This window comes from Vibrio sp. 10N.261.55.C5 (assembly GCF_041470505.1).
Classification (GTDB): Bacteria; Pseudomonadota; Gammaproteobacteria; order Enterobacterales; family Vibrionaceae; genus Vibrio; species Vibrio crassostreae_C.
Window position 1 is genome coordinate 189,835 of record NZ_JBFRMS010000011.1, and the last position, 26,783, is coordinate 216,617.

The 26,783-nt window shown below is 45.7% G+C and carries 26 protein-coding genes; 14 read left to right on the top strand and 12 right to left on the bottom strand.

Annotated elements, in window-relative coordinates:
• Positions 1–369 precede the first annotated feature (369 nt).
• The 4 genes from AB4263_RS04475 (at position 370) to wecA (AB4263_RS04490) (ending at position 4,785) form a co-directional block, all read left to right on the top strand.
• On the top strand, positions 370–1,536 hold the full coding sequence (locus AB4263_RS04475) for a nucleotide sugar dehydrogenase (protein WP_372097684.1): 1,167 nt from the start codon (positions 370–372) through the stop codon (positions 1,534–1,536).
• Between the two features lie 10 nt (positions 1,537–1,546).
• Entirely contained in the window at positions 1,547–2,551 is a 1,005-nt protein-coding gene (locus tag AB4263_RS04480; RefSeq protein WP_372097686.1) for an NAD-dependent epimerase, read from the top strand.
• Between the two features lie 185 nt (positions 2,552–2,736).
• Positions 2,737–3,603: a UTP--glucose-1-phosphate uridylyltransferase GalU gene (gene galU / locus AB4263_RS04485; RefSeq protein ID WP_372097688.1), complete on the top strand. Its 867-nt coding sequence runs from the start codon at positions 2,737–2,739 to the stop codon at positions 3,601–3,603.
• A gap of 102 nt (positions 3,604–3,705) precedes the next feature.
• Positions 3,706–4,785: a UDP-N-acetylglucosamine--undecaprenyl-phosphate N-acetylglucosaminephosphotransferase gene (gene wecA, locus AB4263_RS04490; RefSeq protein WP_372097690.1), complete on the top strand. Its 1,080-nt coding sequence runs from the start codon at positions 3,706–3,708 to the stop codon at positions 4,783–4,785.
• Between the two features lie 126 nt (positions 4,786–4,911).
• On the opposite strand, the gene AB4263_RS04495 is transcribed toward wecA (AB4263_RS04490), so the two are convergent.
• Both AB4263_RS04495 and AB4263_RS04500 read right to left on the bottom strand, forming a co-directional pair.
• Positions 4,912–5,499, bottom strand: coding sequence for a hypothetical protein (locus AB4263_RS04495; RefSeq protein WP_136975782.1), 588 nt, complete (start codon positions 5,497–5,499; stop codon positions 4,912–4,914).
• Positions 5,496–6,659 (bottom strand): tyrosine-type recombinase/integrase, encoded by a 1,164-nt coding sequence (locus tag AB4263_RS04500; protein WP_372097692.1) that lies wholly within the window; start codon positions 6,657–6,659, stop codon positions 5,496–5,498. Before AB4263_RS04500 ends, AB4263_RS04495 begins: the two co-directional genes overlap by 4 nt.
• A gap of 583 nt (positions 6,660–7,242) precedes the next feature.
• Between AB4263_RS04500 and AB4263_RS04505 the strand changes: the two genes are divergently transcribed.
• Together AB4263_RS04505 and AB4263_RS04510 are read left to right on the top strand one after the other, a co-directional pair.
• A complete protein-coding gene (locus AB4263_RS04505) occupies positions 7,243–7,509 on the top strand; it encodes a DUF1778 domain-containing protein (RefSeq protein ID WP_102449476.1) in 267 nt (88 codons plus the stop codon).
• Entirely contained in the window at positions 7,500–8,006 is a 507-nt protein-coding gene (locus tag AB4263_RS04510; protein ID WP_372097694.1) for a GNAT family N-acetyltransferase, read from the top strand. Before AB4263_RS04505 ends, AB4263_RS04510 begins: the two co-directional genes overlap by 10 nt.
• Before the next feature lie 268 nt (positions 8,007–8,274).
• Here the strand turns inward: AB4263_RS04510 and AB4263_RS04515 are convergent, their stop codons facing one another.
• From AB4263_RS04515 to AB4263_RS04535, 5 genes are all read right to left on the bottom strand, one after another.
• Positions 8,275–9,504, bottom strand: coding sequence for a hypothetical protein (locus tag AB4263_RS04515; protein ID WP_104216288.1), 1,230 nt, complete (start codon positions 9,502–9,504; stop codon positions 8,275–8,277).
• Positions 9,501–12,425: a hypothetical protein gene (locus AB4263_RS04520; protein WP_372097696.1), complete on the bottom strand. Its 2,925-nt coding sequence runs from the start codon at positions 12,423–12,425 to the stop codon at positions 9,501–9,503. The genes AB4263_RS04515 and AB4263_RS04520 overlap by 4 nt, the downstream gene beginning before the upstream one ends.
• Positions 12,422–14,053, bottom strand: a complete 1,632-nt coding sequence (locus tag AB4263_RS04525) for a site-specific integrase (RefSeq protein WP_102420256.1) — start codon at positions 14,051–14,053, stop codon at positions 12,422–12,424. Before AB4263_RS04525 ends, AB4263_RS04520 begins: the two co-directional genes overlap by 4 nt.
• A 696-nt stretch (positions 14,054–14,749) precedes the next feature.
• On the bottom strand, positions 14,750–15,034 hold the full coding sequence (nadS, locus tag AB4263_RS04530; protein ID WP_017067989.1) for a NadS family protein: 285 nt from the start codon (positions 15,032–15,034) through the stop codon (positions 14,750–14,752).
• Between the two features lie 2 nt (positions 15,035–15,036).
• A complete protein-coding gene (locus AB4263_RS04535; protein WP_017070995.1) occupies positions 15,037–15,252 on the bottom strand; it encodes a type II toxin-antitoxin system RelE/ParE family toxin in 216 nt (71 codons plus the stop codon).
• A 357-nt stretch (positions 15,253–15,609) separates the two neighbouring features.
• Between AB4263_RS04535 and AB4263_RS04540 the strand changes: the two genes are divergently transcribed.
• The gene (locus AB4263_RS04540) at positions 15,610–15,768 is read left to right on the top strand and encodes a hypothetical protein (protein ID WP_170962346.1); all 159 of its coding nucleotides are present in this window, start codon (positions 15,610–15,612) and stop codon (positions 15,766–15,768) included.
• Positions 15,769–15,835: 67 nt separating this feature from the next.
• Here AB4263_RS04540 and AB4263_RS04545 read toward each other — a convergent pair whose 3' ends face one another.
• Complete coding sequence (locus AB4263_RS04545) at positions 15,836–16,033, bottom strand: hypothetical protein (protein ID WP_372097698.1); 198 nt, start codon at positions 16,031–16,033, stop codon at positions 15,836–15,838.
• A gap of 408 nt (positions 16,034–16,441) precedes the next feature.
• Positions 16,442–17,506 (bottom strand): UDP-N-acetylglucosamine--undecaprenyl-phosphate N-acetylglucosaminephosphotransferase, encoded by a 1,065-nt coding sequence (gene wecA, locus AB4263_RS04550; RefSeq protein ID WP_372051586.1) that lies wholly within the window; start codon positions 17,504–17,506, stop codon positions 16,442–16,444.
• 350 nt (positions 17,507–17,856) lie between these two features.
• On the opposite strand from wecA (AB4263_RS04550), the gene gpmM reads away from it, so the two are divergent.
• From gpmM to AB4263_RS04565, 3 genes are all read left to right on the top strand, one after another.
• Positions 17,857–19,389 (top strand): 2,3-bisphosphoglycerate-independent phosphoglycerate mutase, encoded by a 1,533-nt coding sequence (gene gpmM / locus AB4263_RS04555; protein ID WP_372097700.1) that lies wholly within the window; start codon positions 17,857–17,859, stop codon positions 19,387–19,389.
• A 350-nt stretch (positions 19,390–19,739) separates the two neighbouring features.
• Positions 19,740–20,186, top strand: coding sequence for an HI0074 family nucleotidyltransferase substrate-binding subunit (locus AB4263_RS04560; RefSeq protein ID WP_372097702.1), 447 nt, complete (start codon positions 19,740–19,742; stop codon positions 20,184–20,186).
• Positions 20,176–20,499: a nucleotidyltransferase family protein gene (locus AB4263_RS04565; protein WP_102427676.1), complete on the top strand. Its 324-nt coding sequence runs from the start codon at positions 20,176–20,178 to the stop codon at positions 20,497–20,499. The genes AB4263_RS04560 and AB4263_RS04565 overlap by 11 nt, the downstream gene beginning before the upstream one ends.
• 15 nt (positions 20,500–20,514) lie before the next feature.
• Here AB4263_RS04565 and AB4263_RS04570 read toward each other — a convergent pair whose 3' ends face one another.
• Together AB4263_RS04570 and AB4263_RS04575 are read right to left on the bottom strand one after the other, a co-directional pair.
• Positions 20,515–20,640, bottom strand: a complete 126-nt coding sequence (locus tag AB4263_RS04570; RefSeq protein WP_258183539.1) for a hypothetical protein — start codon at positions 20,638–20,640, stop codon at positions 20,515–20,517.
• 171 nt (positions 20,641–20,811) lie between these two features.
• Positions 20,812–21,297 (bottom strand): methylated-DNA--[protein]-cysteine S-methyltransferase, encoded by a 486-nt coding sequence (locus tag AB4263_RS04575; RefSeq protein ID WP_372097704.1) that lies wholly within the window; start codon positions 21,295–21,297, stop codon positions 20,812–20,814.
• 155 nt (positions 21,298–21,452) lie between these two features.
• Between AB4263_RS04575 and AB4263_RS04580 the strand changes: the two genes are divergently transcribed.
• A complete protein-coding gene (locus tag AB4263_RS04580) occupies positions 21,453–21,731 on the top strand; it encodes a type II toxin-antitoxin system RelE/ParE family toxin (protein WP_017067997.1) in 279 nt (92 codons plus the stop codon).
• Positions 21,731–22,027, top strand: coding sequence for a HigA family addiction module antitoxin (locus AB4263_RS04585; protein ID WP_017067998.1), 297 nt, complete (start codon positions 21,731–21,733; stop codon positions 22,025–22,027). The genes AB4263_RS04580 and AB4263_RS04585 overlap by 1 nt, the downstream gene beginning before the upstream one ends.
• A 62-nt stretch (positions 22,028–22,089) precedes the next feature.
• On the opposite strand, the gene AB4263_RS04590 is transcribed toward AB4263_RS04585, so the two are convergent.
• Positions 22,090–23,439, bottom strand: coding sequence for an MATE family efflux transporter (locus AB4263_RS04590; protein ID WP_102320023.1), 1,350 nt, complete (start codon positions 23,437–23,439; stop codon positions 22,090–22,092).
• A 218-nt stretch (positions 23,440–23,657) separates the two neighbouring features.
• Here AB4263_RS04590 and AB4263_RS04595 point away from each other — a divergent pair, with 218 nt between their 5' ends.
• Positions 23,658–23,948 (top strand): co-chaperone GroES, encoded by a 291-nt coding sequence (locus tag AB4263_RS04595; RefSeq protein WP_010433998.1) that lies wholly within the window; start codon positions 23,658–23,660, stop codon positions 23,946–23,948.
• Between the two features lie 206 nt (positions 23,949–24,154).
• Positions 24,155–25,792, top strand: a complete 1,638-nt coding sequence (gene groL / locus AB4263_RS04600; RefSeq protein ID WP_371722035.1) for a chaperonin GroEL — start codon at positions 24,155–24,157, stop codon at positions 25,790–25,792.
• Positions 25,793–26,783: the final 991 nt, after the last annotated feature.

A 26,783-nucleotide genomic window follows, 5' to 3' on the forward strand; every position in this document is an offset into this window, starting at 1 on the left:
AGAAATCAATAAAACCCTTGCTAAAGCATTAGGTTAAGTAATTCGTCCGAACAAGTGAGGTTATTTCTTCTTAGTCAAAGGTCGGTCTTTGACTAAGAGGAAATATGAATGTCGAAGAGTGGCTAAACGTTGGTGGTAATTTAGTTGTGCTTCGGGTTCAAAAAAAACTCGAAATCTATGCCTTTTACACTCAAAAAGCTTGGGTATCGGGTAAGCGCTTAATGACGACTTGCAACTTTTAGCTCATTATGCGGTGGTATTTCTAATAACTAGTTCCCTTACTCCCTTTGTTACAAAATGAGGATATAGGTAAGGAAATACTTGTTATAAATTTTAGACTAATCATACTTTAAACAGTTGGCTTAATATATGAAAATTGCAATTGCCGGTACAGGCTATGTAGGCTTATCAAATGCGATGCTGTTATCACAGCATCATGATGTTATCGCGGTCGATATTATCGAAGAGAAAGTAAGATTACTTAACGATAAATTATCTCCAATCGTTGACGCTGAAATTGAAGATTTCTTGGCGAACAAGCTATTAAACTTCACTGCGACGCTCGATAAAGAGTTGGCTTATTCCAATGCGGAGTACGTCATCATTGCGACACCCACGGATTATGATGTTGAAACCAACTACTTCAACACTTCATCCGTTGAAGCGGTAATTAAAGATGTGATGGCGATTAACCCAAATGCGGTGATGGTGATCAAATCTACCGTGCCTGTGGGTTATACCGCCCGTATTAAAGCGGAACTTGAATGTGAAAACCTGATGTTCTCACCGGAGTTTTTACGTGAAGGTAAAGCGTTATACGATAACCTGCACCCGTCTCGCATTGTAGTTGGTGAGCGCTCTGAACGTGCACAAGTTTTTGCGAACCTGTTGTTAGAAGGCGCGGTTAAAAAAGACGTTGAAATCTTGTATACCGATTCAACCGAAGCCGAAGCGGTAAAGCTGTTCTCTAACACCTATTTGGCACTTCGTGTCGCTTACTTTAATGAGCTAGATACTTACGCAGAATCCCACGGGTTAGATACGCGACAGATTATCGATGGTGTTAGTTTAGACCCTCGCATTGGTTCGCACTACAACAACCCTTCATTTGGTTACGGTGGTTACTGCTTACCAAAAGACACCAAGCAACTACGTGCTAACTACTCTGATGTTCCAAATAATATTATTGGCGCGATTGTCGATTCTAATACTACACGTAAAGATTTTATTGCCGACTCTATTATTAAAAGAAACCCAAGACGCGTTGGTATTTACCGATTAGTGATGAAGTCTGGCTCTGACAATTTCCGCGCTTCGAGTATTCAAGGCATTATGAAGCGCCTTAAAGCAAAAGGCATTGAAGTAGTGGTGTTCGAACCCGAACTTAAAGAAAAAGAGTTCTTTCGCTCATTAGTGTTAACGGATTTCGAGCAGTTTAAGTCAAGCTGTGATGTAATTGTCTCAAACCGCATGGCTCAAGAGTTAGCGGATGTAAAAGACAAAGTGTATACACGTGATCTATTCGGTTCAGATTAAGGATTAAGTAATGAAGTATTTGGTAACAGGCGCAGCGGGTTTTATTGGCAGTGCTGTGGTAGAACAGTTAACTGCAAAAGGCCATCAAGTTGTTGGTGTTGATAACCTAAATGATTACTACGATGTCGCTTTGAAAGAAGCGCGCTTGAATCGCATCCAGCATGACGACTTCAAATTGGTTCATTTGGATATCGCCGATCGTGATGGCGTAGCTAGCTTGTTTGACGCTGAGCAATTTGATCAAGTGATTCACTTGGCTGCACAAGCGGGTGTTCGCTATTCCATTGAAAACCCACACGCGTATGCGGATTCCAACTTAGTCGGTCATTTGAACATTCTTGAAGGGTGTCGTCATAATAAAGTGAAGCACTTGGTTTATGCCTCTTCAAGTTCTGTATACGGGTTGAATGCTAAAACACCGTTTGCAACGTCAGATTCGGTGGATCACCCCGTTTCATTGTACGCAGCGACCAAGAAGTCTAATGAGCTGATGGCGCACAGCTATTCTCACTTATACGACATTCCAACCACAGGCCTGCGTTTCTTCACGGTTTATGGCTCATGGGGCCGCCCTGATATGGCGCCGTTTATCTTCACTAAGAAGATTTTGGATGGCGACACAATCGATATCAACAACAACGGTGACATGTGGCGTGATTTTACTCACGTCAATGATATTGTTGAAGGCGTGGTGCGCATCGCGGATGTGGTACCAACACGTGATAACGATTGGACAGTAGAAGCGGGCTCTCCAGCAACCAGCTCTGCGCCTTATGCGGTGTATAACATTGGTCACGGCTCTCCAATCAATTTAATGGATTTTGTTAAGGCGATTGAAGACGAGCTAGGCATTGAAGCGAAGAAAAACTTCCGTGAAATGCAGCCTGGTGATGTATACCAAACTTATGCCGACACCCAAGACTTGTTTGTAGCAACGGGTTACACGCCTAAAGTTACCGTTAAAGAAGGCGTCGCTGAGTTTATTCAGTGGTACCGCGAGTTCTACAACAAGTAGAGTTTCAAGTCTCCACTTGGAAACGACTCGCTTTGTTCCAAGTAATACCCTGTCTACCAATAACACCTTCTGATACCTAAAGTGCCTCATTCCATACTGGTTAGAGGCACTTTTCTTCGTTATATCTGTTTTATCCGCAATATTTTTATATATACGTTAGTTAATAACACATAAGAATTTAAATAATGATCAAACACTGCTTATTCCCTGCAGCCGGTTATGGCACGCGCTTTTTACCTGCAACTAAATCCATGCCAAAAGAAATGATGCCTATCGTTAACAAGCCGCTTATTGAATATGGCGTTGACGAGGCGATTCAAGCGGGCATGACCAGCATGGCCGTTGTTACTGGCCGTGGTAAAAGCTCGTTAATGGATCACTTTGATAAGAACTACGAGCTTGAGCACCAAATTCAAGGCACCAATAAAGAGCCTTTATTGGATGATATTCGCTCTCTGATTGATTCGGCGCAGTTCTCTTTTATTCGCCAGCGTGAAATGAAAGGGCTAGGGCACGCCATTTTAACAGGCAAAGAACTGGTGGGTGATAACCCATTTGCTGTGGTTCTAGCTGACGACCTTTGCATTAATGATGATATAGGTGTGTTAGCACAAATGGCGGCGTTGTATCGTCAGTTCCGCTGCTCTATTGTTGCGGTGGAAGAAGTACCAGAATCGGAAACGCATAAGTACGGTGTGATTGCCGGTGAGCACTTAAGTGATGATTTGATTCGCATTACCGATATGGTTGAAAAGCCTGAGCAAGGTACAGCGCCAAGTAACCTCGCGATCATTGGTCGTTATATTCTAACACCAGATATCTTCGATATTTTGGAAGAAACGCAGCCGGGTAAAGGCGGCGAAATCCAAATTACGGATGCGCTTTTAGAGCAAGCCAAAAATGGTTGTGTGATTGCGTACAAGTTTAAAGGTAAGCGTTTTGATTGCGGTAGCGTCGATGGCTACATCGAGGCGACGAACTACTGTTATAAAAATGTCTATCTGAAAGGCAGCAAAGCTGAAATGGATCAAACCGCTACTGAAAAGGTGTAGCGCATATAAGTTCGATCAATCGTGATAGTTTTTATCTTTATTGCTGTCGCTTCATTGTTCCACGGAATCACCTTTTTCTAACAAACCCCAAGGCTTAAATTAATGTCATTGTTTGAATACTTTGTCGAACTTTCTCTGTTCTTCTTTCTTTCGTTGGCGGTGTTGTACTGCATGCGCAAAGTGGGCTACGCCATTGGCTTAGTTGATAAACCGAATGCTAGAAAACATCATGAGGGTGTGGTCCCTTTGGTGGGCGGTATTTCCCTTTGTATTACCTTGTTGTACTTCTTCTACGTGAGTGCGTCAGAAATCAATAACATAGAGGTAATCGCCACGTGCTTAACGATACTGGTGCTGATCGGTGTGGCAGATGACCGCTTCGATATCAGTTTTAAACTTCGCATGGGTGTGCAAGCTGTCTTGACGCTGATCGTAATGCATTATACCGGGCTAACGCTTTCTCATGTTGGTAATGCGTTTGGGTTTGGTGTTTGGGACTTTCCGGTTGCCATCGATTATGTTGTTACCATATTAGCTGTGATCGGTGCAATTAACGCTTTTAACATGGTTGATGGTATTGACGGGCTATTGGGTGGTTTAAGCATAGTGGTGTTTGCCTCGTTAGGTGTGCTGTTCTATGCCCATGGCCTTGAGTTTTATACCTTCTTTATGGCAGTGATGGTGGTTATCTTACTTCCCTTCGTGCTGTTTAATTTGGGGTATTTTGGCAAACTACGTAAAGTGTTTATGGGCGATGCCGGTAGCATGATGATCGGCTTTCTCGTGATCTGGATTTTAATCCGAGGAACACAGCCTGAACACGGCCACTATACGATTCGTCCGGTGACGGCATTGTGGTTAATTGCGGTGCCTTTGATTGATATGATGGCCATTATGATCCGTCGTATTCGAAAAGGGCACTCTCCGTTCCAACCTGACCGCGAGCATTTTCACCACATTATGCAGCGTATCGGCTTTACCCCTCGTGAGTCGTTAGTGGTGATCTGTTTGGTGCAGTTGCTGTACTCAACGTTGGGGTTATTGGGCGAATACTTCCAAGTGCCAGAATACATCATGTTCTACACCATTGTTGTGTGTTTCTTATGCCACACTTATGCGATGACCCACTCATTTAAGATGGCGAAGATAGTAAGAAAGTGGAAGAAGCCCGCTGCAAAATAACTTAATAGCCAGCACCTAATAACTTAAATAACTCGGTGAAACGACGATGATTCGCCTGCTATTTGATCTCGGGTGAATCAGGGCTAGAAAGCACTAGCCCTTGTTATCGCTATCCTATCGGTATCGTTAGTCTTGCCACTGCCAAGGCTGCTGCCTGTACTGATATCGGTTGAGCTGAAACGACACCGGTTTCTTAATGGTCGTATAGCTGTAACACTGCCTGTTATGCGGCTTATCGATAATGACGGTCTTCTCGCCATAACAAATATCACTGCGTGGATCTTGGCAATGTTCATATAAAGCAAAAGATAACGTTTGGCACCATTGAAGGTGTTTTTCCCACACTATTGACCTATCCAAATGCCCATCTGTTTGTTTAAGTGCGTAATAGTACTTCGCTAAAGTCAGCCCAGGGGACTGAGCGTGTAATCGAACATCGTGAAACATAACCATGCCTGAGGTCATCATACTGTCGGCGTACTTATCGAGTACCGATTGCAACGCTGGATCTTCCATAAAACGCTCATAACATTGCTTGGCTATCGCTTCTAAACGGTGTTGTTCGCTCAATGAACTTAACGCCATTTCTTGTTTGTTGCCGATGAGTGTATAAACCGAAGGCAGTTCAGAGCCTAATGCAAAGGCGCACAGTTGATCATTATCGGTTAGGTTTTGATGGAAGTATTGAGCGCGGTTAAAGGTCAGTATCATCATGCTTCGCCTCCTAACATCATGTCATTGAACGCCAGTCCATCTTGACCAGCAGCGTTCGCCACGTACGGGGCGTAGACCTCAAACAGCAATTTGGTGTCGCTGTGCCCGAGTTTGTGTGAGATATAGATCGGATTTTCATGCGCGGCAATGTGCAGTACCGCAGCCGTATGGCGTGTCTCGTAGGCGCGGCGAGGTTTAAGACCGGCCTTTTTCAATGTGGGGTGCCATATCTTTCGGCTAACGTAATGGGTATCAAGACCACGCCCACTTTTTGAGGCAAACACAAATGAGCTGCACTCATCTCTCTTTTCCCACTGACGTTTTAACGCCGCGAACAAGGTGTCGCACATCTGCAAATCACGACGTGACTTCGGCGTCTTCACATCACAAATCTCTCCATTCACATAATTTTGTCTCACGCGAATCAATCGATGGTCAAAATCAATGTGCTCCCAATACAGGCCATGCACTTCACAACTTCGCATGCCCGTCCAAAATCGCAGTAAAAAATAATCATGCCATTGCTCATCACAGCATTCTAAGAAAGTACGGACTTCATCCATGGTCAGCGGTTTCGAATCCGCTTTTTCCTCTTTCAGGGATTTGTAGCGTCGAAATGGGTAATCAAAGTGATGCTCTTCGGCGGCGAGGCTCAGAATGGCAATCAGCGGCCATAAAATATTATTGATGCGCTTGTTGGTGAGTTGTCGCTCGCCATTGGCCTTACGAGCTTCTTGCAGGGTCTGACGAAAAAATTCCACTTGAGAGAGCGACACTTCAGAGACTAAGGTATTGCCAAAGTGCGGAATGAGGTAGTACTCAAGGGTGTTTTTTACCACGCCTTTATAACTGGCTTTCCAATTGCCTTTTTGACGCTCATACCACTGATTCGCAAAGTCATTGAAAAAAGGATACAGGTGGTCGGGGTACTTCTCGCGCTGTAAGCGTTCAAACAAGGCCACTTTTTTACTGTGTGGAAAGTAATCACGGTATTGAAAGGTGCCAAGGTCAATCTCGGCGTTCATTTGTTTGAGCGTGGCTTGAGCAAGCCTGACATTTTTTGGGGTGGCCATTTGCTGGGTACCTTCGCGAAAGCGTTGGCCGTACAAATGAAGATCGAACTGAATGCGCCCGTTAGGACGGATGCGAAGATGAGCCATAGCGGCCTCCATTGATATCAGATCTTAAATAGATCTGTCCCTCACCAATGGAATTCGCTAGAATCGAGCCATCGGCTGGGTGTGCTTAAACGTGTCGCAGCCGGTACGGGGTAGGGAGGTTGCCGCCTTCCTATCCCAACTGCATATTGTGTGTGGCGGTGTGACGCAAGGTCATCATCTGCCAACGTATTTCACGGTATCTTCCAAATCCTAAAGCGTGTCTTCACGCCTATTTCTTCCGATAGCCTATAAAACGTTCAATATTGACTCTAGTAGTTTACTGGATCGATGTCCAGTGCTTTGGTGGTTTTTTCATCAGAAATGACGGTTCATTGGTGCGCCGCTGATGTGCCATCAAACCCAAATATGTCAGCCTGTTCTCCGTCTTCGTCTATTTTCTCTTGACGTTTTTTGGGCCCTGAGTACGGTTTGGTGTCAAATTTCGCTGTGCGGTGGGCTCGGCTAAAAAGCTTGATGTTCAAGAACGGTAAAAGTATGCATAGTTGATAGGTTGTGTATCTATTGACTATACGGTTTGTGGTGATATGCTTGTATACGTGATAGATATACACAGGTAATTATTATGGCTACCAAATCAGCCCCGATCAATATGCGAGTATTTCCTTCCGTCCGTGATGTTATTGATGCAGCGGCAAGCCTACAGAAAGTGGATAGAACCGTATTCATTCAGCAAGCCGCTTTGAATGAAGCTCAAAAAATACTGGCAGATCAGAAAGATTTTAGATTAGAACAAGCGGCATTTGATGCTTTTGAAAAAGCGTTTGATGAACCACCTAAAATTCTTGAGGGTGTTCAAGATTTATTCCAAAGGAAGTCGCCTTGGGATTGATTAAACCTCGCTTACTTACAGGCAGTGATCACATCAATTCCTTTTGTTGTGGTGTTGAATCTCTCGATCTGTGGCTTAAGAAACAAGCGCTAAAAAGTCAAAACCGTGGTAGTGCGAAAACTTATGTCGTCATTGATTCAGAAAGAAACGTGGTAGTGGGTTACTACGCTATCGCAATGGGGTCGGTATCAAGAGATATCGCTTTTAGTGCTTTAAAACGCAATAGCCCCGATCCAATACCAATGGTTGTATTGGCGAGACTTGCCGTTGATTTGAAATATCAAGGTAAACATATCGCTGTTGGTTTGCTCAAAGATTGTATTTTGCGCTCTATGGCAGCAATGGAAGTGGTCGGTGGGGCAGGTATATTAGTTCATGCTTTAGACGATGAAGCTCAGTCCTTCTATACAAAATTTGGCTTTAAAGAATCGAGTATAGATAGGTTGGTGCTGATGGCAAGAATCAGCGATTTAACCCAATCACTCCAGGCCCCCTGAGTATAAACGTGAAAGTCGAGTAGCGCTATCGAGGACAGCGTTGAGGCGCTCTCTAGCGCCCCGGAAAAGGCTTGCTGGTTTATTGAACAGTAAAACGCTCATCCAAATCCCAATTGCAGTAAATAATGCCCACAAATAGCGGGTAAAACACTTGATAACTTCGTTAGCATGTTGATTGTAGAATCATTACTTATCGACGCCCCCGATCTTGTTATCAAGCCTTTTCCCAGCGCGACGTCTGAGCACTTACTGACTATCATTAATGGCATTACACGTCATCAAATCCAAACAGATCGTTTTGTTCAGGCTTATCACTTGAGAGCTGTGAGATATCGATGATCCGTTTTAGCTCAGGTAAGAGTGGCAAAGCACGCTCCAAAGGCACACTGTAATAAGGGTGCTTCCCATCTTCGTCATTGTGAAACCCCAATTTGAGTTCACCTTGCGCGCTGCGCAGCACCGTCATCTTGACTTGATCAGCCGATGTGATGTCTTTGATACGTACATTTGATAAGGCGTTGAGGTTGACGCTATACAGTTGTTCTTGTGAAGTAATGATACTCTTGGTCGTGAGTGCCATTAAGGCGCCCACTTTGGGTGCTAAGCTCGCGAAATACATACTTTCAGGGGTGAGGTAAAGTAAGGCTTGGTTGGTTTTTTTAATCTCTTCGATTTTTTGAAAATTGTCCCTTTCGGCTTTAAATTCAAGAACATCAATCACCACTTTGGCTTCTAACTCAAAATGTTGCTGCTGTCTTTCTCGGTAGGCGCGCAATGGCGCCAGGGAGTGGCAATACACCTGCTCTCCATCGCTAAACATCGCTTGCTCATCATCGATATAGACAGACAAGGTCTCGCTTTGTGTTGTTTGCGCGATCGATTCCAGTGAGTGCTTGGCCTCTGGAGTCAGGGCCATATCGATGTCGATGTTCATACCCTTAGGGAGCGCGAAAGGAATGATGTCGTTGTCTCGCTCTATTTGAACGCGGTTGCTGTCTTTGTTGACCTCAAACACTGAGAAAGGGGTGCAGGTATTGGCCAGTTGACATATCGCCAGCGCTTGCTTGGTCTCAATAATTTGCTTGGGGTGCGTCATGACGCTATCAAAGAAGGCCAGATGATGTTCACAAGCGGGCTGCGCGAGGGCGTAGCGAAAGGAGTTCAGTTCGGTTCGCCCTTCCAGCACGACGCCGTCTTGTTGGTTGTCATGACGGAGCTGCAATGAAATCGTTTCTTTTTGGACGATATGATTGGTTTGGCACAGCCATAGGTTGGCAAAAGCGGTGGCGCTAAACGAGAAAGCAGCGTTGTCCAATGTGCAATCCGACGCTCTGTCCAACGTGGTCATGATGAGCTTCTCCGTCGCGCCGCCAATGAGGTGAAGCGATTTATCAGTGACAATGAAGGTGACAAAGGGGTGCTCGCTGCCTTTTTTGATGCCGCTAACTAGCTCGGTAATGCGTGCGTGTACTTCTGGTTGAAAGTTCAGTGTGTTCATAATGTGTGTCCTTTTTGCTGTGAGGCGTTAAGTATCATGGTGTTCCACCATGTTTGAAATTGCTCTAGAAGAAGTGGATCGGTGACCTCTAACCCCAACGCTATCTTGAGTTGAGTGCGACCGGTGGGGATGATGATTTTATTCGCGGTGTCTTTTGCTGTGAGTAAAGCCGCCTGTATAAAGTCCCATTTTTTACTGTCGAGACGTTTTCGGTTTTGATGCAGCGTGATATGACAATGGTATTTGAGCGGTGATTGCTTGAGGGTGTGGAGCGCTTTTTCCACCTTTTGGTTGCATGGGCTAAGAAAGTACAATTGCTTGCCGTTGTTCATTCCCTCGTCATTGCTTTGCGGCGGTTTTTCTTCGAGGTGTAGTTCGCCAAGGGGACGTAGGGCGGTTCGTGCGGCTTTATTCCATTCAATGCCTTGGTATTGCCCAAAGGCGCGCCATGCGTCACTCACCATGGAAAAAGCCAAAGGCGTTTCTTTTAAGCGTTTGATTTGTTCTCGAGTTTCCCACTGAAAACGATAAGGGCGGGTTTGGGCTACACTTGAGACGCCTTTTGTCCAAAGTCCAATCCACTCGTTGTCGTTTGACTCCGCCTTTTGAAGTCGTTCTTGAGCACCACTTGGTTTGCGCTTGCTGCCCAAACGTTGGCTCAGAGCCTCCGCCAGCTGTGCATGAGTAAAGCTCGGCAGGTGGCGCTGCTTTTCAGAGGGTGAAAGCTGGGCGTATTGAGGGCTGAGTCTCATCAGAAGACGAGTGATGTCATTGGAACCTGGTTTCATTCCCCAGAGGTATCTCAGCTCGGCATGTGTGTATTCTCGCTGTTGAGGGAGAAAGGCAGGCGCGACCCATTCCATGCCATGCAGGTAATGCAGTCGGGTTGTCGCATAGTGTTGATGGCCCAGCATTCGACCGATTTCATCAAACAGCAGCATATTGTTTAACTCTGAAAATGAACGCCCTTGCAACCAGTATTGAAATCGTTGCTCTACAACGGATGTTGAGAAGAGAGACGCGGTGACGGGTTGATGCGTTTTATGCCAAGCCTTTGGCGCCGCACCGTTAGCAAGGCAAAGTGCTTGTTGATAGAGCAGCTTGGCGCCACTGTGGCGAAGGTGATGAAAGCGCGCTTTTTTACCGTGTAATTGTTTGAGCACTTTCGTGATAGGCAAAAGGTAGTGGCGCGCTCGTAAATGGATGGACTCGCCTTCAAAGCCAATGAATGGCTCGCTAGGAGGACGGTTGGCTTTGAACGCCAGTAACAACCGTATTAATTTGGCGCCGATTTCGGGCATCACAACCTGAACCATGCGCGCGTCTCCGCTTTTTGTTTTGCCTTCCTCTGTATTGGTAATGTAGATCGCAAATAACTGACCTTTTTCGTGGGTGCATCGAATATCTTGAAGGCGCAGGCGTAAGAGTTCCCCTCGTCGAAGGGCGCCGTAATAACTCAATAACGCGCTGACACTCGCAAATAACGCCTGCATCGGGGACAGGCTGTGCGTTAATAACTGAGTGACCAGGTGGTGCACCTCTTCAGCGCTAAGAGAAAGGGCATCAATTTTTAGGCTTTGGGTCGGTTTGATGAAAGTCGAGAGATCTAAGTGCTCAGTGATGGATTGCTGAGTGAGAAAACGGAAGAATTGATACAGAGTCCATTTTTCCATTGTCTCGTCTTGGATGAGGCGGTATCGGTCTTTGGCCCATTGTTGCAGGGCTTCCCTGTCATTGGCGATCGAGAGAGGGAGTGGGGTCGTCGACAGTTCATTTTTAAAACTGGTGTAGCGCAGCAAGGTGGCGGGGCTGAGGGTGTTTTTTTTCACGCCGCCAAATTGCTTCAGCTCTTGCACATAATCAAACAATAAGCGGGGTAACAGGTTGTCGGCTTGCCACTCGGGCTGAGTGGGCGCAGCTTGTTGGGGCGTATTGAGCGACTTGATGAGCATGGCGTGAGGCCAGCGATGAAACGGAGTCTCTTGGTTCGCATCTTTGGGTTTTATCTTTGCAAACGATGGCGGCTGATAAATATCTTGCGCTTTGGCTACGCGCGATGAGGCCGCCTCTTGTGGTAACGCACTTACATGGCGCATGGGATCAGAGAAATCTTTTAATATTTCAGGGGGGATGGCGAAGCGATGAAGCCATAAGGTTTGGACAGATTGTTGCCATTGATGAGGGGTAAGCGCTTTGCGCTGCGCAGAGGGATAAAAATCATCGAGTGAGTTGAGCAATCGGTTAAGTGTCACCTTTGGGTTGCCCGGCTCTTGCTGGCACTGCCAGTCATAGAAGGCGCGGGCAGCAAGCGGTGATACGGCGTAGCGCGTAAAACTGACGGGTTCGGTATCATCAAAATACGATAGGTTAACAGGGTGCGTGATGGTTAGGGTGAGTTGATCGCCAATGCGCTCCAGCGGGGTAGGATCATTGAGTCTTTCACACCAAGCGTTGAGCGGCAGAGGCGCCACTTCTCTCATCAAGGTCAACACGGTCCACGCCAAGTTTGGGCTACCTCTGTGCTTGATACGATGCAGGCTCTCTTGTTGGTAATGCAAAGAGATAGCATGGGCCCTTGCACTTTGTTGATACAGCGAGACCAACCACAAGTGTTCATGATCGTTAAATTGTTGCACCTTTACCGGTGGTAAGTCCCAGCCGCACACCTGGTTTAGGTAGTAAAGGGTCTCATCACGCGCCCGTTTTAAAGCTCTTTGCCTGCCTGTTGGGATGCCTGAAATGGCTCGGTTTATCGAGGCCATTTGTGACTCGGTCAATTGGCGTTCATGCTCACTTTCTTGGCCCCTCTCTTGGGAAAGCAGCGTTAAGAAGGCCTCGAAGGCGTCAACTTCAGCGCACGCTAGCGACTGCTGTTGGTAGAAGTGATGGATGTGTTTTGCGGTGTGGCTTTGACGGTTCATAAGGCACGGTCCTTTTTTGAAGGGCAGGGCGTAATGGCAGAGAGCTGCAGCCGCGATGGCCAATGGTTCAAATGTGCAATCAATGTTTGGTTGCAAGCTTGAAAAGCATAAGCGCTGCCAAGGTGTTCACCCAGTTCGCTGTGGCCCATCAGGACATCAATTTGTTGGGTGGTTAAGCGTGGGTGAGTGGCCATCAAGGCGTGTTGGGCAAAGCTGTGACGAAGCTGGTAAGGGACGACTTTTTCTTCGGGGGAACCCAACCTTTGTTGAAAGCAATGCTGCCACTGTGCATGCATAAACAACCTCAAGGTTTTTGCGGTGAGGGGGACGGCGACGTTGTTCTCATCAATCAAGTACCATAGGGGGCCCATGGCAGAGGCGCCATTGGGCGCTAACGTTTGGAGCACGCGCGCTTGAAGTTTAAGGTAAGACTCAATCGCTTGTCGTAAGTAGTTCGGAATATCAATAAGGCGATAGCGTCCCTTGTCTTTGATAAGGGCGCGTTGTAAATCAAAGCAGGCTTCCCGTTCTATCGAGATGTGGTGAGTAGGGCGAGTGCCGGTAAGAAGGACAAATAACAACGCCAGTTCGTAGGTGCGCGCGTTGTAATACTCACGAAGCGCGTCTTGGGAGGCGTTTTTTTCTGGCGCCGTTGCCAGTTGTTGGCGAAGGTGACCAAAGAAGAGACTCAGCTTGGGAATCGGGATCGCGCGCGTAGAGCCAATGGAGATGGGCGGTATTGGAATATAGGTTCGAGCGCCCTCGGTCAGTTCGAGAGTGAAAGCCACGATCGCGCCTGCTTTTTTCAGGTAAGGGGGACGCTCGTTAAGCGTTGTAAAGACGGGAATAAGTGCGCCAGTGGTGGGAAGCCTGACATCACAAAAGGGTTTAATATGACGCTGGTTTATTTGGGGAATGAGTCTCTGCAAATAGCGGTTGTGCGCACAAAAAATCTCATAGCGAATTTGATCGCAGTTCAACATTTGGTAACTCAGTGCACTGTGATGGTGGACTTTCTTGGCGGTGATGAGTTTTTGGGCTGGAAGTGAGAGATAAGGATCGCAATGTGCCATTCGCTCGATGTAGGAATACAAGAGGTCTTTTCGCAGCACAAGTTGGCTTCTGAGCGCCTCCGGCGTGCGTAGCTTTCTCTTTTTTAATCGCCAAAAGAGCTGTTTCTTTTGCATTTTATTGAGGTGAAGCTCCGTGTCATGATGAGTAAGCCAATAGCTAAAGACGGCATTGAGCGCGTCTGGCATGGGTTGCCATAAATACACGGTTTCCTTTGCCAAGGCGCAAGGTATGGCATATTCGACCCATGAAACGCCACCTTCACGCACTCGGCGAAGGTGATGAAGCGCACAATCGACTCGCCCTGAGACCAACACCAGATCGGGAATATCCTGTTCTCTTTCGATGCCAGACAGGTGGCCTGCGATCCATAAATACAGAAAGTAAATGTGATAAAGGTTGAGGGGTGTCGTGGGTTCAGTCAGCACGCCCGACGTCTTGGGTCTGAGTTCATGCAATACATTGGCGATGGCAAGGCCGACGTTATACGCATCGACGGGAACGCCGCCAGCATTGTTGGCTCGGTTGCGCTTTTTTTCATTTGATTGTCTACCCATAAGTAAAATCCTTTAGGCATGATAAAAGTAAGCCGAACGTACGTGATTCGATAATCCGAATGCTGTACGTTTCAGTAAGAAAATAGAGAGTTAAGTGTGATCAGGATGGAACATGATCAAGTCTGCGTGTGAGGTTATCAGGTCCTTGATGGGCAATCCCATCTCAGCGCTGAGTAACAATCAGCAGTACTGCAACACAGCAATACAAGCGGTGTCGCCAGTTAGTGAGCGAGAGTATGAAAGTCTCGCGAGTGACACTGCATGACGCACAAAGAGGTGCGGTCATGGTGCAGTTGAGTGTAAAGGGGACGGCCATTTCCCGTTATTTATAAGGCAGTACCTTAATGGCGAGGTTGAAGCGAGACCGCAATACTTATCTCGCTTAGTGCCAGAACATGGCAATATTGAGTTTAAAGACAACCGTGTACGGCTGTTTTTATAAAGTTAGCCAATGTTCAGTGGTGACGTCAAGCCGTTATCTGTGTTTTATGTGTGATGTCACATTGCATTGCAATGCATTTAATCTCATTGCATTTTAGGTGTACCCGCTTCCACTTGAGGGGTTAAGGTCACCAGCATAAATCTTTTGGTGGTAGGGACGACCAACACGTTAAACGCCTATAAGAGACAATGTAAGCCGATTCAATTCTAATGGTAGAGCGATAGGGATTAATACTCCTTTAGAGGTGTAGTAGTTCAAGCAAGAGCTCTGATTACTGCTTGGGGATCTTTCGCAAGTACATTCAGTAACACTAAAGCAGGACCTCTTGGTGTTCTATCTCCACGCTCCCAGTGACGTAATGTACCTAGACTGATACCAAATGTAGATGCAAACTCAGTCTGAGTCATTGCTACATTATTACGCACCGCTTTAACGTCAACAGAGTCAAACTTGTGAACTGTAGCCTCTTTGTTTTCGCCATCTGCGAATTCAATGGCTTCCATGAGACCTTGCTGGATACTTTCAAATGCATTAGTCATGATTACCTCCCGTAACTGTCTGCAAGTATTTTGGTTAGTTTATTAAGAACATTACATTCAGCTTTAGATAAGTTAGCTTTCTCGTTTTTGCCAAAGAGAGAAAGCATAAACAATGGTATTTCTTCACTATGGTAGTAATAGATAACTCTTACACCACCACTTTTACCACTGCCCTCTTTTGCCCACCTGAGCTTACGAATTCCACCTGTCCCTTGCATTAACACACCGGCTTTCGGGTGCTCTGCTAGATAATTAATGATTTGCTTGTTCTCTTCCTCAGAAAGGAGCTTTTCAACTCGTTTCTTGTATTCGGGTAATTCAACGATTGCATAAATGAAGTGTAAGCCAATGGATTACTTTTTTGCAAGTTTTGATTAAGACACATATCAACGCCGTATTCTTGCGAATCCGCGGTTCTGTCGCAAACTTGAGTCTTTAAGTTAAGGTTTATTTAACGTTGAAAAGCGCTGATTCACTTTGCCAGTTGCGACTGATCTTATGAGTTCGTTTTGGTATCGTTTCTGTTAAGCTCAGAGGACAAAAGCAAAGGTTGTGAGCATCAAAGTGAGGATGAGATGAGCGATGTATTGAAGACAGTGAGTGAGACCGTCAATGATTTACACCAATCAGGCGCGATCGATGAAACGACGTTAAATCAATTTGAAGAGGTGTGTTCAAGACGCCCCGATGCCGCTGAAGAGAAGAAAATACAAGACGTGAAAGACAAGCCCTAGCGAAAATGCGCCGTTTTAAGGCGGCGGCTTTCGATACGTTAATGTGAGTAAAAGGTAAGCCTTCGTGTTAACGAGTCGGGCGGTCGTTATCCCGTTGCTTTTCACACCAAGCGATGATGTTATCGGCTTTTAATGTTGCCCAGCCTAGCAACAGCATCAATACGATCAACGTCCAGCCGGTGACATTGAGCCAAGAAGGAACCTTATCACTGACCGCGATAAAGGGAATCGTCATTAACAACGCACTGAGAATTGGGGCTAACATGATGTTGTCCTCTTGATGTAAGCGCCTATCACCAACGCTCGATTTTCACTGAAGGTTACCTGAGGGCCGAGTAACCACCTAACAAAATGAGATTAGCATAGCGGCTTAACGGCGCAAGTTTTACTCCACGCGGGTCTTTAGTTTTGATTTGCTTGTTGCTATTAGTTTATTCAACGTTGGGCCTATGAGATGAATACTTCCAAGTGCCAGAGCTTAGTGTGTTCTTCGTCATCGTGACGTGCTTCAGAGTTAAATCACAATCGCTTAAACCAAAATAAACACAGAAAAAGGGCCCAATCTCAATATGAGGTTGGGCCCTTTTTACGTTTTGCTTAAGAAGTTTTGATTTGAAAGCTCGTTCATTGAACGTGCTTTCTGGAAACTAAACTATTAATACACTGTTAATCACTAGTAGACTTTTTCTGGAAGGTTACGCAAACTTCTAATCCAGCTGGTGATGCGCCAAACATAGCTCATAGCTACAGTGTATGAAGCAAAACAAATCATAAACAGGATGAACATGGTCGATTCAGCAATTTCTAGGAACTCTCCGTAGATACCGAAGCCAGCGAAGCTACTTGCGATAGCACAAATGATGGCGAGCGTTTGACGCGATGTAAAACCAAGGCGTTGGAAGATGTGGTGTAGGTGTTCACGGTCGGGCTTGAAAGGGGAGTCACCGCGGCGTACGCGTCTGAACATGATGGCAGCCATGTCCATCAGCGGAACAGCAATTAACCACAGTGCAGTAATCGGTCGCATCATAGCTTCTGATGGATCTTGGCTTGCGCCCAGCAGTAACCAAATCACAGTAAAGCCAATCATCATGCTGCCAGCGTCGCCCATAAAGACCTTACGCTCTCGCCCAAGAATGCCTAAGTTCATTAAGATATAAGGAATGGTTGCGACAATGAACACCACGCATAAATACGCTAAGCCATGTTGGCTGTCGACTTGAAGTAAAACGGCGATACCGCCAAAAGTTACAATAGCAAGCCCACCTAACAATCCATCAATGCCGTCGACCATATTGAACGCGTTAATCGCGCCAATCACTGCGAGTATGGTTACTACAGGGCTCAGGAAGCCTAAATGCAGGTCGCCAGTACCAAACAGGTTACCAATGTTATCTAATCGAATGTCGGCGAAATACATCATGCCGATGGAGAGAATTGCTTGCACCACCAGTCGTATTTTGAAGCTAATGTCGAATTTGTCATCAAGCGCCCCGATAATAATAAGAGCAATAACAGAAGCTAAAAAGAGTGGGCTATGCGGGATGACGTCTGGATGGGTAACGATGAATTGGCCAATGGTTAAGCTGATCGCTATACCACCTACCAATGGGATCGCACCAGTGTGTAACTTTCTCTCATTCGGTTTATCCACTAAGCCAATGGATTTTGCCACTTTTCTCATCAAAAAGAGTGAGGAAAAGGAGAAGAAGCCAACAAATGATAGCTCTAATAACATGATGAACTCTAGCCAATTTTTTGTAGGAGTTTATTTGCGTGTATCTTACGCTAAAACTATCAATATGTACACCTGGTTGAGTATGTTTTGTTCTGTGCATTTTGAATGTGACATTTGGTTTTAGTATGTAATTGAACGTTGATTAAGAATGGTGGCTACGATGTTTTGGCTAGTATTATTGCTTAAGCTTTGTAGGTGCCTTAAACACAAAATGACGCTTTTTTTCACATTCGATCATCCTACCTGCGCCCTTTCTTGATCTTCCGCTACAGTTTTGACTGTAAACTGTAGTAAAATTACGCTAATTTGTTTTTATACCGATTTATTTTGAATTGAACGAGGTCAGTCCTATGTCAGCTAAGAAGCCAATGGCTCTAGTGATCCTTGACGGTTACGGTTACCGTGAAGACAACCAAGACAACGCTATCGCGAACGCTAATACACCAGTATTAGACGGTCTTATTGCTAACCAACCTAACACGCTAATCTCGGCTTCTGGCTTAGATGTAGGCCTACCTGATGGCCAAATGGGTAACTCTGAAGTAGGTCACACCAACATTGGTGCGGGTCGCGTGGTATACCAAGATCTTACTCGTATTACTAAGTCAATTTCAGATGGTGAGTTCGGCCAAACTGAAACGCTAGTGAACGCTATCGATAAAGCGGTGAAAGCTGAGAAAGCGGTTCACATCATGGGCCTTATGTCTCCAGGTGGCGTTCACTCTCATGAAGATCACATCTACGCGGCTGTTGAAATGGCAGCAGAGCGTGGCGCAGAGAAAATCTACCTGCATGCATTCCTAGACGGCCGTGATACGCCGCCACGTAGCGCTGAAAATACACTTGCACGTTTCCAAGAGCTATTCGCTAAGCTAGGCAAAGGCCGTGTGGCTTCGCTTATTGGTCGTTACTACGCAATGGACCGTGATAACAACTGGGATCGCGTTCAAGAGTCTTACGACCTGCTGACTCAAGCAAAAGCAGAATTCACATTCGACACAGCGGTTGCTGGCCTAGAAGCGGCTTACGCTCGTGATGAAAACGATGAGTTTGTAAAAGCGACTGAAATCAAAGCAGAAGGCGAAGAGTCTGCCGCTATCGTAGATGGCGATGCAGTTATCTTCATGAACTACCGTGCCGACCGTGCTCGTGAAATTACACGTGCATTCGTTCCTGATTTCGATGGTTTTGCTCGTAACGTGTTCCCAGCGATCGATTTCGTGATGCTGACTCAATACGCAGCAGACATCCCGCTTCTATGTGCATTCCCACCGGCTTCTCTAGAGAACACTTACGGTGAATGGCTATCGAAGGAAGGTAAAACGCAGCTACGTATCTCTGAAACAGAGAAATACGCGCACGTTACTTTCTTCTTCAATGGCGGTATCGAAGACGAGTTCGAAGGTGAAGAGCGTCAACTTGTTGCTTCTCCAAAAGTAGCAACTTACGACCTACAGCCAGAAATGAGCGCACCAGAGCTAACTGAAAAGCTTGTTGCCGCAATCAAAGGCGGCAAATACGACGCTATCGTTTGTAACTTCCCTAACTGTGACATGGTTGGCCACACTGGCGTTTACGATGCAGCAGTTAAAGCGGTAGAGTCGCTAGACGAATGTCTTGGTAAAGTGGTTGAAGCAATCAAAGAAGCGGACGGCCAACTGCTTATCACAGCGGACCACGGTAACGCAGAAATGATGGTTAACCCAGAAACGGGCGGCATCCACACAGCGCACACTAACCTACCTGTTCCACTTATCTATGTAGGTAACAAAGACGTTGAGTTCAAAGAGGGCGGTAAACTGTCTGACTTAGCACCAACGATGCTTTCTCTGTCTGGTATCGCAATTCCGGCTGAGATGTCAGGCGATGTGATCGTTAAATAGTCAGTAGTTAAATAGTTGTTTGGCTCAGCGGCTCACGTTGAGCTTTAACGATTTTGAAAGCCCGCACTTCAAAGTGCGGGCTTTTTTATAGATGTGAGATACGAGTAAGCGAGATGAGAAGAGCTTAAGAACGGATGCGTGATGTGAGATACGGGTAAACGAGTAGCGAAGAGCTTAAGGACAGGTATTGGGTAAGAAAAACATGCAGGGGAGAACATAAGGGCACGACCTTAAACAAAAGACGAAAAGAACAGTCTTGATGAATATCGAAAGAGTGACATTTCTTGAATGATTAGGTAGCTTAAGGCTCATACTATACTTGTCTTTTACCTTATATTTAGGCTGTTTATATGAACTCAAACCCAGACCGTTGGAAGCAACGACTGCAAAACTTAATGAAAGCGCAGCAAAGGCTTGAGAGAGCGTGCTCACAAGATAGCTACAATGAGTTAGAGCTCGCTGGGTTAGTACAAACTTTTGAATTTTCTTTCGAACTGACATGGAAGACCCTTAAAGACTTACTTGAGTTTGAAGGGTTTGATGTGGCTTCGCCGAGGAGCGTTTTTCGTACGGCCTTAGAAGCTAAGCACCTGTCTTCGGAGCAGTGTGAGATTATGCTTGAAGCACTCATAAAACGAAATTTATTGTCCCACACCTATGATGAGGAAAATGTCCGTGAAGCTCAGTCACTGATCTTAGAGTCATTTTCACCAGTGATAGGGCAAGTCACACTCTATTTAAAGCTTAAATGTGATCAAGAGGGTCAATGCGAACAAGAGGTTAAATGTGATCGATAGTTATTTGGGTAAACCAGACTCGGTCGGCCTTAAGCCTCATCAGTATCAGCTGATTGAGGATATTGTTTTGAACCATGTCTCAGTCATTCATGCCTGGGTATTCGGTTCTAGAGCCCTTGGAACTTATAAAGATAACTCCGACATCGATATTGTTATCGAGGGGCATGGGATTTCGTTAAGTGTCGTCGCAGGCTTGCAAGATCGTTTAGAACAGTCGTCGCTTCCATTCAAGGTTGACTTGCTCGTTAAGCATAGAATTACATCAAGCGAGTTACTTGCCCATATTGACACTTATGGGATTAAACTAAAGTAACCGAACGTATTATTATCAGCGTAACGGTGATGTTGATTCTTGAACCGATTGTTTACGTTTTGCCAGTTTATCTCGAATCTGAGTACCTGAATTGACTCGGCCATGTTTTTTATCATCAATAGAAAACGATAATAGTTTCATTAGCGCTATAGCTCCATCTCTACGCTTTCGATCTTCATAAGATTCAATCGTATCAGTGGACATTACCATCACCTCTTTGTATGAAATTTTAAATATAGACTATATGTTGTCTGGTGATAATGGCGCTTCTTGATGGTGAAACTTTATATTATTGATCTAGCGAGGTAAGGCTTATTGCGTTCTATCTACAACCGAACGCTCAAAATCCAGTAACCACTCTTTGCGGTTCATGCCGCCGGTGTAGCCGGTTAATGTGCCATTTGCGCCGATGACTCGATGGCAAGGTACAACAATACTAAATGGGTTCTTGCCATTTGCACCACCCACAGCTCTTACTGCTTTTGGGTTGTCCATTCTCTTTGCTTGTTCACCGTAACTGATGGTTTCGCCATAAGGAATGGTTGTTAAAGCCTGCCAAGCTACTTTTTGAAACTCAGTGCCTTTTATCGCTCTTAATGGCAAATCGAATTCTATTCGTTGACCTGCGAAGTACTCATCTAACTGTTTCGCTGCCAGTTGGCAAAGGTCATCTGGATTGTTAGTAATGAGTTCTTCATGATTTATATGGTCAATTTCAATAATCGACACACCATTGCTCACAATGATCATCTTGCCAATTGGTGCGTCATAAAGCATTTTGTAAGTGGTGTCTTCCATGTCATCTTCCTTCTTTTAGTCTTTTTCTGCTCTCAAGCTCTTCGAATCTCGTATCTGTTTTTGAGGCTCTTCGCATCCCGTTTACCCGAATCTCGCATCTGCTCTTAAGCTGCTTGAAATTTGATTCATGATGCGCAACACGCTACACTCTCTGTATGATTAAAACATTCAAGCATAAAGGTCTCAAAAAGTTTTTTGAGACTGGCAGTAAAGCCGGTATTCAAGCTAAGCATGAGCGTAAGCTTAGGATGCAGTTGGCAGCTATAGATACTGCAACCATTATTGATGATGTTGATCTACCTGGCTTTAAGCTTCACCCATTAAAAGGGGATAGAGATGGTATTTGGTCAATCACAGTAAATGGTAATTGGCGTATTACTTTCGAATTTATTGATGGTAATGCCTATATTTTAAATTATGAGGATTATCACTAATGAGTATGCACAACCCTCCTCACCCAGGTGAGTTTATTTATGACCTATATATGGAACCGTTTGGTTATAGCTGTCGTTTTGTTGCAAAGCAGCTTGATGTATCCCCTTCTACGCTGAATCGTGTTCTTAAAGGCCAAAGTGCAGTTTCTCCTGAAATGGCTTTACGTCTTTCTAAGTCACTGGGTAGAACCCCGGAGAGTTGGTTAACAATGCAGGATCACTATGATCTGTGGCAAGCAAAACAGAACGTTAATCTAGCGAAGGTAAATACGATCAACTTTGCTCTAGCGACATAAATATAACGAAGATGGACTAAGCGCTGCGTAGTCAGCGTTTGTCTTTCAGTTTTTGGTTTGTACTATCCCTCTTCGTATCCCGCATCTGCTTTAGCCCTCACACGAAGTGCAAAGCAATACCCTGAAATACCACCCATGATGTTCCCCAAGGCTAAACCAATAAACAACCCTTCGACACCATCAATTTGGCTGCCTATCCACGCAAAGGGCAAGGTAAACACAAACAAACGCATGAAGCTCCATTGAAAGGCTTTGAGTGGTTGATGCATGGCATTCATTCCACTGATCAGCATCATCACAATACCTTGGAATCCATAGCTAAAGGGGACGACCAACAAGTAATGCCACAAAATGCCTCGGACGGATTCTTCTTGAGAGAACAGGGCAGCCAAAGGAATGCTCAACGGCACCATCATTAAGAAAATCAAACCTTGGAACATCACAGCAAAACGCATACTCAGAAACAGTGCCTTAAAACTGCGTTGTGGGTTGTTTGCGCCAAAGTTCTGCGCCATGAAAGGCGTAAGCGCCGAAGTAAGAGACATCAACACAATGATAAGAATGGACTCGATACGTTGCGCTGCGCCATACGCCGCCACGGCTTCAGTCCCTTGTTTGGCCAGCATCATCATGATGATAGCGCCGGCAAGTGGGTTCAGAGCGTTAGACAAAGCCGCTGGGGTGCCTATTTTTAAGATCTGTCGCCAGTCACTGACGATGTTTGTCAGCTTAGGCGGCGCAAGCAGTTTTTCTCGCACCATCAATACGTAGAGTGAGCCACACAAAGCACCAAACCAACTGAAACCACTGGCAATCGCAGCGCCTTGAATCCCCAGTTCAGGAAAAGGCCCATACCCGAAGATGAGTAGCGGATCTAAAACGCCATTGATAAGCCCAGCCAGTAGCATGATCTTGGCGGGTGTTTTCGTATCACCGGTCGCTCGAATCGCGCTGTTGCCTGCCATAGGGATGACCAACAATGGGATCGCGAGATACCACACCGACATGTATTCCGATATCAGCGGCAGCAACTCTTGCTTTGCCCCTAACAGGGTAAACATAGGTTCTAAGGCGATAATGCCTAATGTAGACGCGCAGCCGACCAGAAGCAGAGCCAGCAATAAGCCATGACAGGTAAAGCGTGCTGCATTTTGTGCGCTGCCTTGGCCAAGCAATCGACCGATACATGTCGATAAGCCAATACCAATCCCCATGGTGATGCAGTTAATCGCAAAGGTGACTGGAAAGGTAAAACTCACCGCGGCTAAGGCTTGGGTGCCAAGCAATGAGATGAAGAAAGTATCGACGAGGTTAAACATCAAGATCGCCACCATACCGAATATGGTCGGTATGGTCATGGTACGCAATGTACTCTCAATTGGGGCAGTTAATAGCCCGTGCTTATCTTGCATGCAAAACGCCGATAGAAACCAAAAGCGTAGGATAAACAGATGCGGGATACGAGTAAACGAAAAGCAGGGAAAGATGAGGGGTGAGAATCTGCACTTTAGCTCACAATTTTTTCGTTCCCCCCTTGGGATCTTTCACATCGCCCCCAACATATTGTTTGACCCACGCTAATCGTGGCAACTATCAAAATTTAAATGGAAATTATCAGGAGATAAGACCGATGAATATCCGTCCTCTACATGACCGAGTTATCGTTGAGCGCCAAGAAGTTGAATCTAAATCTGCTGGTGGCATCGTTCTAACTGGTTCTGCCGCAGAAAAATCGACTCGCGGTATCATTCTAGCTGTCGGCAAAGGCCGCATTCTAGAAAACGGTTCAGTGCAACCGTTGGACGTAAAAGTTGGCGATACCGTTATCTTTGCTGAAGGTTACGGCACGAAAACTGAAAAAATCGACGGCAAAGAAGTTCTGATTATGTCTGAAAACGACATCATGGCGATCGTCGAGTAATCTATTTTTCATTTAACTCTCAGTAAAAGTTATCAGAGCCAGTATTGGATGATTCATATCGTCATTCCAGAAATGAGGAACGAATTATCTGGAATCTAAACAGAGTGCGATTTGAGTAGATTCTGAATCACGTTCGTCCCTCACTGTTCAGAATGACGCGATAACGCTGAGACGCCCCGAAACAAAGAATTTGAAAGGAAATTAAGATGGCTGCTAAAGACGTTAAATTTGGTAATGACGCACGTATTAAAATGCTAGAAGGTGTAAACGTTCTGGCTGACGCAGTAAAAGTAACGCTAGGTCCTAAAGGCCGTAACGTTGTTCTAGACAAATCATTTGGCGCACCAACGATCACTAAAGATGGTGTTTCAGTTGCACGTGAAATCGAACTTGAAGACAAGTTCCAAAACATGGGCGCGCAAATGGTTAAAGAAGTGGCTTCGCAAGCGAATGACGCGGCGGGCGACGGTACGACTACAGCAACAGTTCTTGCTCAAGCAATCATCACTGAAGGCTTAAAAGCCGTTGCTGCTGGCATGAATCCAATGGATCTTAAGCGCGGTATCGACAAAGCAGTTATCGCTGCAGTTGAAGAGCTAAAAGGCCTTTCTGTTCCATGTGCAGATACAAAAGCTATCGCGCAAGTAGGTACTATCTCTGCGAACTCTGATTCGACAGTAGGTAACATCATTGCTGAAGCGATGGAAAAAGTAGGTCGTGATGGCGTAATCACGGTTGAAGAAGGTCAGGCTCTACAAGACGAGCTAGACGTAGTTGAAGGTATGCAGTTCGACCGTGGTTACCTATCTCCTTACTTCATCAACAACCAAGAAGCGGGTTCTGTTGATCTAGAAAGCCCATTCATTCTTCTTATCGACAAGAAAGTTTCGAACATCCGTGAACTTCTTCCGACTCTAGAAGCGGTTGCTAAGGCATCTCGTCCACTTCTTATCATCGCTGAAGATGTAGAAGGCGAAGCGCTTGCAACTCTAGTTGTGAACAACATGCGTGGCATCGTTAAAGTGGCTGCTGTTAAAGCGCCTGGTTTCGGTGACCGTCGTAAGTCTATGCTGCAAGACATCGCTATCCTAACTGGCGGTACGGTTATCTCTGAAGAGATCGGCCTAGACCTAGAGAAAGTAACGCTAGAAGACCTAGGTCAAGCTAAGCGTGTAACTATCACTAAAGAAAACTCAACCATCATCGATGGCGCGGGCGAAGAAACAATGATCCAAGGTCGTGTTTCTCAAATCCGTCAACAAATCGAAGATGCAACGTCTGACTACGACAAAGAGAAACTTCAAGAGCGCGTAGCTAAGCTAGCTGGCGGTGTTGCAGTAATCAAAGTGGGCGCTGCAACTGAAGTTGAGATGAAAGAGAAGAAAGACCGCGTTGAAGATGCACTTCACGCAACTCGCGCTGCCGTTGAAGAAGGTGTGGTTGCTGGTGGTGGTGTTGCACTTATCCGCGCTGCATCTAAAGTTGCTGGCCTTGAAGGCGACAACGAAGAGCAAAACGTCGGTATCCGTGTTGCACTACGTGCAATGGAAGCGCCTATCCGTCAAATCACTAAGAACGCAGGTGATGAAGAATCTGTTGTTGCTAACAACGTTCGTGCTGGCGAAGGTAACTACGGTTACAACGCGGCGACTGGCGAATACGGCGACATGATTGCAATGGGTATCCTAGATCCAACTAAGGTAACTCGCTCTGCACTTCAGTTCGCAGCGTCAGTTGCTGGTCTTATGATCACAACAGAAGCGATGATCACTGATAAGCCACAAGATTCTGGCCCTGCAATGCCTGATATGGGTGGCATGGGCGGTATGGGTGGCATGATGTAGTGCGACAAGGGTCGCATTGACTGTTCCTTAGGATAATGTACTGAGGTGGGCGGAAATATCGTTGGATATAACCGCCCTAGTTATCAACTCCGAGGATGTAATGATAACGCTCTGCCTAGAGTTCCTCTCACCCAACCTCCATACCCGAAAGGGTCTTCGAAACGGAAATATGTCAGAGGCAGCGTGCTGCCTCTTAGTTAACTATGCCGATGTGCATTCAAAGTAATAATCTTTGGCACCAACGCGCAGGAAACTGCCTTTAAAAAGGAAAGACATGGGACCGACATGCCAATGGTTTGGCATGCCCTCATAAACTGCAGCTCTCGGCTTCTTAGCTGAAAGTGAGTACTCCTCACTGACAGAACAAGAAGAGGTGCTTCAACAGTCAATTGACTGAAGCTTGTGTTTGTATTGTCTTACTCTCAACAACAGTTTGAGTGATAAGACCTACTTTGTAGCAAGTAGTAGCCTAGGGATAGTGCGAATCTGGTAACGGATTGGTGCGAAGCTTCCTGACAATGTACTCCCTGAAAAGGTGTGTCGTTTGCGCGAGCAAATAATACAGATATCGGTAATGACGACCGATTGAGAGGCTAGGCTTGGTTATAAGGTTAACGTATGTGAACTACTGATAAACAACGTCAGCCGCGACGAGCGAAATGTCTTTGTTTGTAGCAATCAATCTAGGTTGATTACTGCAAGGCGCTCTGACCAAAAGGTATGTGGACAGGTTATTCCTTTTACATCTGGGATTACGCTACTGTTGTGCCACCGTTGAATAGGTAGAACCTAAGTAACTAATTGTACAAATACAGGAACTTGGTAAGCCCAATTATTCGCCCTCGAGGCAGGTAACCCGTAAGGGGAGCTGTTGGATGAGTGGGTATGGGAGCGATGGATAAAGCGAATGCTTGGCTGTAATCGCCAAGATAGAGGTTCAGACTTTGCCTCAACTTGAAAGAGTGCAGACTTCCATTAGGTCTTTAATCGT

Excerpts from the sequence above, each read along its gene's own strand:
- AB4263_RS04475 (WP_372097684.1), top strand. The coding sequence starts at position 370 with ATGAAAATTGCAATTGCCGGTACAGGCTATGTAGGCTTATCAAATGCG.
- groL (WP_371722035.1), top strand. The coding sequence starts at position 24,155 with ATGGCTGCTAAAGACGTTAAATTTGGTAATGACGCACGTATTAAAATG.
- AB4263_RS04495 (WP_136975782.1), bottom strand. The coding sequence starts at position 5,499 with ATGATGATACTGACCTTTAACCGCGCTCAATACTTCCATCAAAACCTA.
- wecA (WP_372051586.1), bottom strand. The coding sequence starts at position 17,506 with ATGTTATTAGAGCTATCATTTGTTGGCTTCTTCTCCTTTTCCTCACTC.
- AB4263_RS04575 (WP_372097704.1), bottom strand. The coding sequence starts at position 21,297 with ATGGAAGACACCACTTACAAAATGCTTTATGACGCACCAATTGGCAAG.
- gpmM (WP_372097700.1), top strand. The coding sequence starts at position 17,857 with ATGTCAGCTAAGAAGCCAATGGCTCTAGTGATCCTTGACGGTTACGGT.
- AB4263_RS04570 (WP_258183539.1), bottom strand. The coding sequence starts at position 20,640 with ATGAAACTATTATCGTTTTCTATTGATGATAAAAAACATGGCCGAGTC.
- wecA (WP_372097690.1), top strand. The coding sequence starts at position 3,706 with ATGTCATTGTTTGAATACTTTGTCGAACTTTCTCTGTTCTTCTTTCTT.
- AB4263_RS04590 (WP_102320023.1), bottom strand. The coding sequence starts at position 23,439 with ATGCAAGATAAGCACGGGCTATTAACTGCCCCAATTGAGAGTACATTG.
- AB4263_RS04480 (WP_372097686.1), top strand. The coding sequence starts at position 1,547 with ATGAAGTATTTGGTAACAGGCGCAGCGGGTTTTATTGGCAGTGCTGTG.
- AB4263_RS04515 (WP_104216288.1), bottom strand. The coding sequence starts at position 9,504 with ATGAACACACTGAACTTTCAACCAGAAGTACACGCACGCATTACCGAG.
- AB4263_RS04595 (WP_010433998.1), top strand. The coding sequence starts at position 23,658 with ATGAATATCCGTCCTCTACATGACCGAGTTATCGTTGAGCGCCAAGAA.
- AB4263_RS04500 (WP_372097692.1), bottom strand. The coding sequence starts at position 6,659 with ATGGCTCATCTTCGCATCCGTCCTAACGGGCGCATTCAGTTCGATCTT.
- AB4263_RS04540 (WP_170962346.1), top strand. The coding sequence starts at position 15,610 with ATGAGCGATGTATTGAAGACAGTGAGTGAGACCGTCAATGATTTACAC.
- AB4263_RS04535 (WP_017070995.1), bottom strand. The coding sequence starts at position 15,252 with ATGCAAGGGACAGGTGGAATTCGTAAGCTCAGGTGGGCAAAAGAGGGC.
- AB4263_RS04505 (WP_102449476.1), top strand. The coding sequence starts at position 7,243 with ATGGCTACCAAATCAGCCCCGATCAATATGCGAGTATTTCCTTCCGTC.
- galU (WP_372097688.1), top strand. The coding sequence starts at position 2,737 with ATGATCAAACACTGCTTATTCCCTGCAGCCGGTTATGGCACGCGCTTT.
- AB4263_RS04560 (WP_372097702.1), top strand. The coding sequence starts at position 19,740 with ATGAACTCAAACCCAGACCGTTGGAAGCAACGACTGCAAAACTTAATG.
- nadS (WP_017067989.1), bottom strand. The coding sequence starts at position 15,034 with ATGACTAATGCATTTGAAAGTATCCAGCAAGGTCTCATGGAAGCCATT.
- AB4263_RS04545 (WP_372097698.1), bottom strand. The coding sequence starts at position 16,033 with ATGTTAGCCCCAATTCTCAGTGCGTTGTTAATGACGATTCCCTTTATC.
- AB4263_RS04520 (WP_372097696.1), bottom strand. The coding sequence starts at position 12,425 with ATGAACCGTCAAAGCCACACCGCAAAACACATCCATCACTTCTACCAA.
- AB4263_RS04585 (WP_017067998.1), top strand. The coding sequence starts at position 21,731 with ATGAGTATGCACAACCCTCCTCACCCAGGTGAGTTTATTTATGACCTA.
- AB4263_RS04580 (WP_017067997.1), top strand. The coding sequence starts at position 21,453 with ATGATTAAAACATTCAAGCATAAAGGTCTCAAAAAGTTTTTTGAGACT.
- AB4263_RS04525 (WP_102420256.1), bottom strand. The coding sequence starts at position 14,053 with ATGGGTAGACAATCAAATGAAAAAAAGCGCAACCGAGCCAACAATGCT.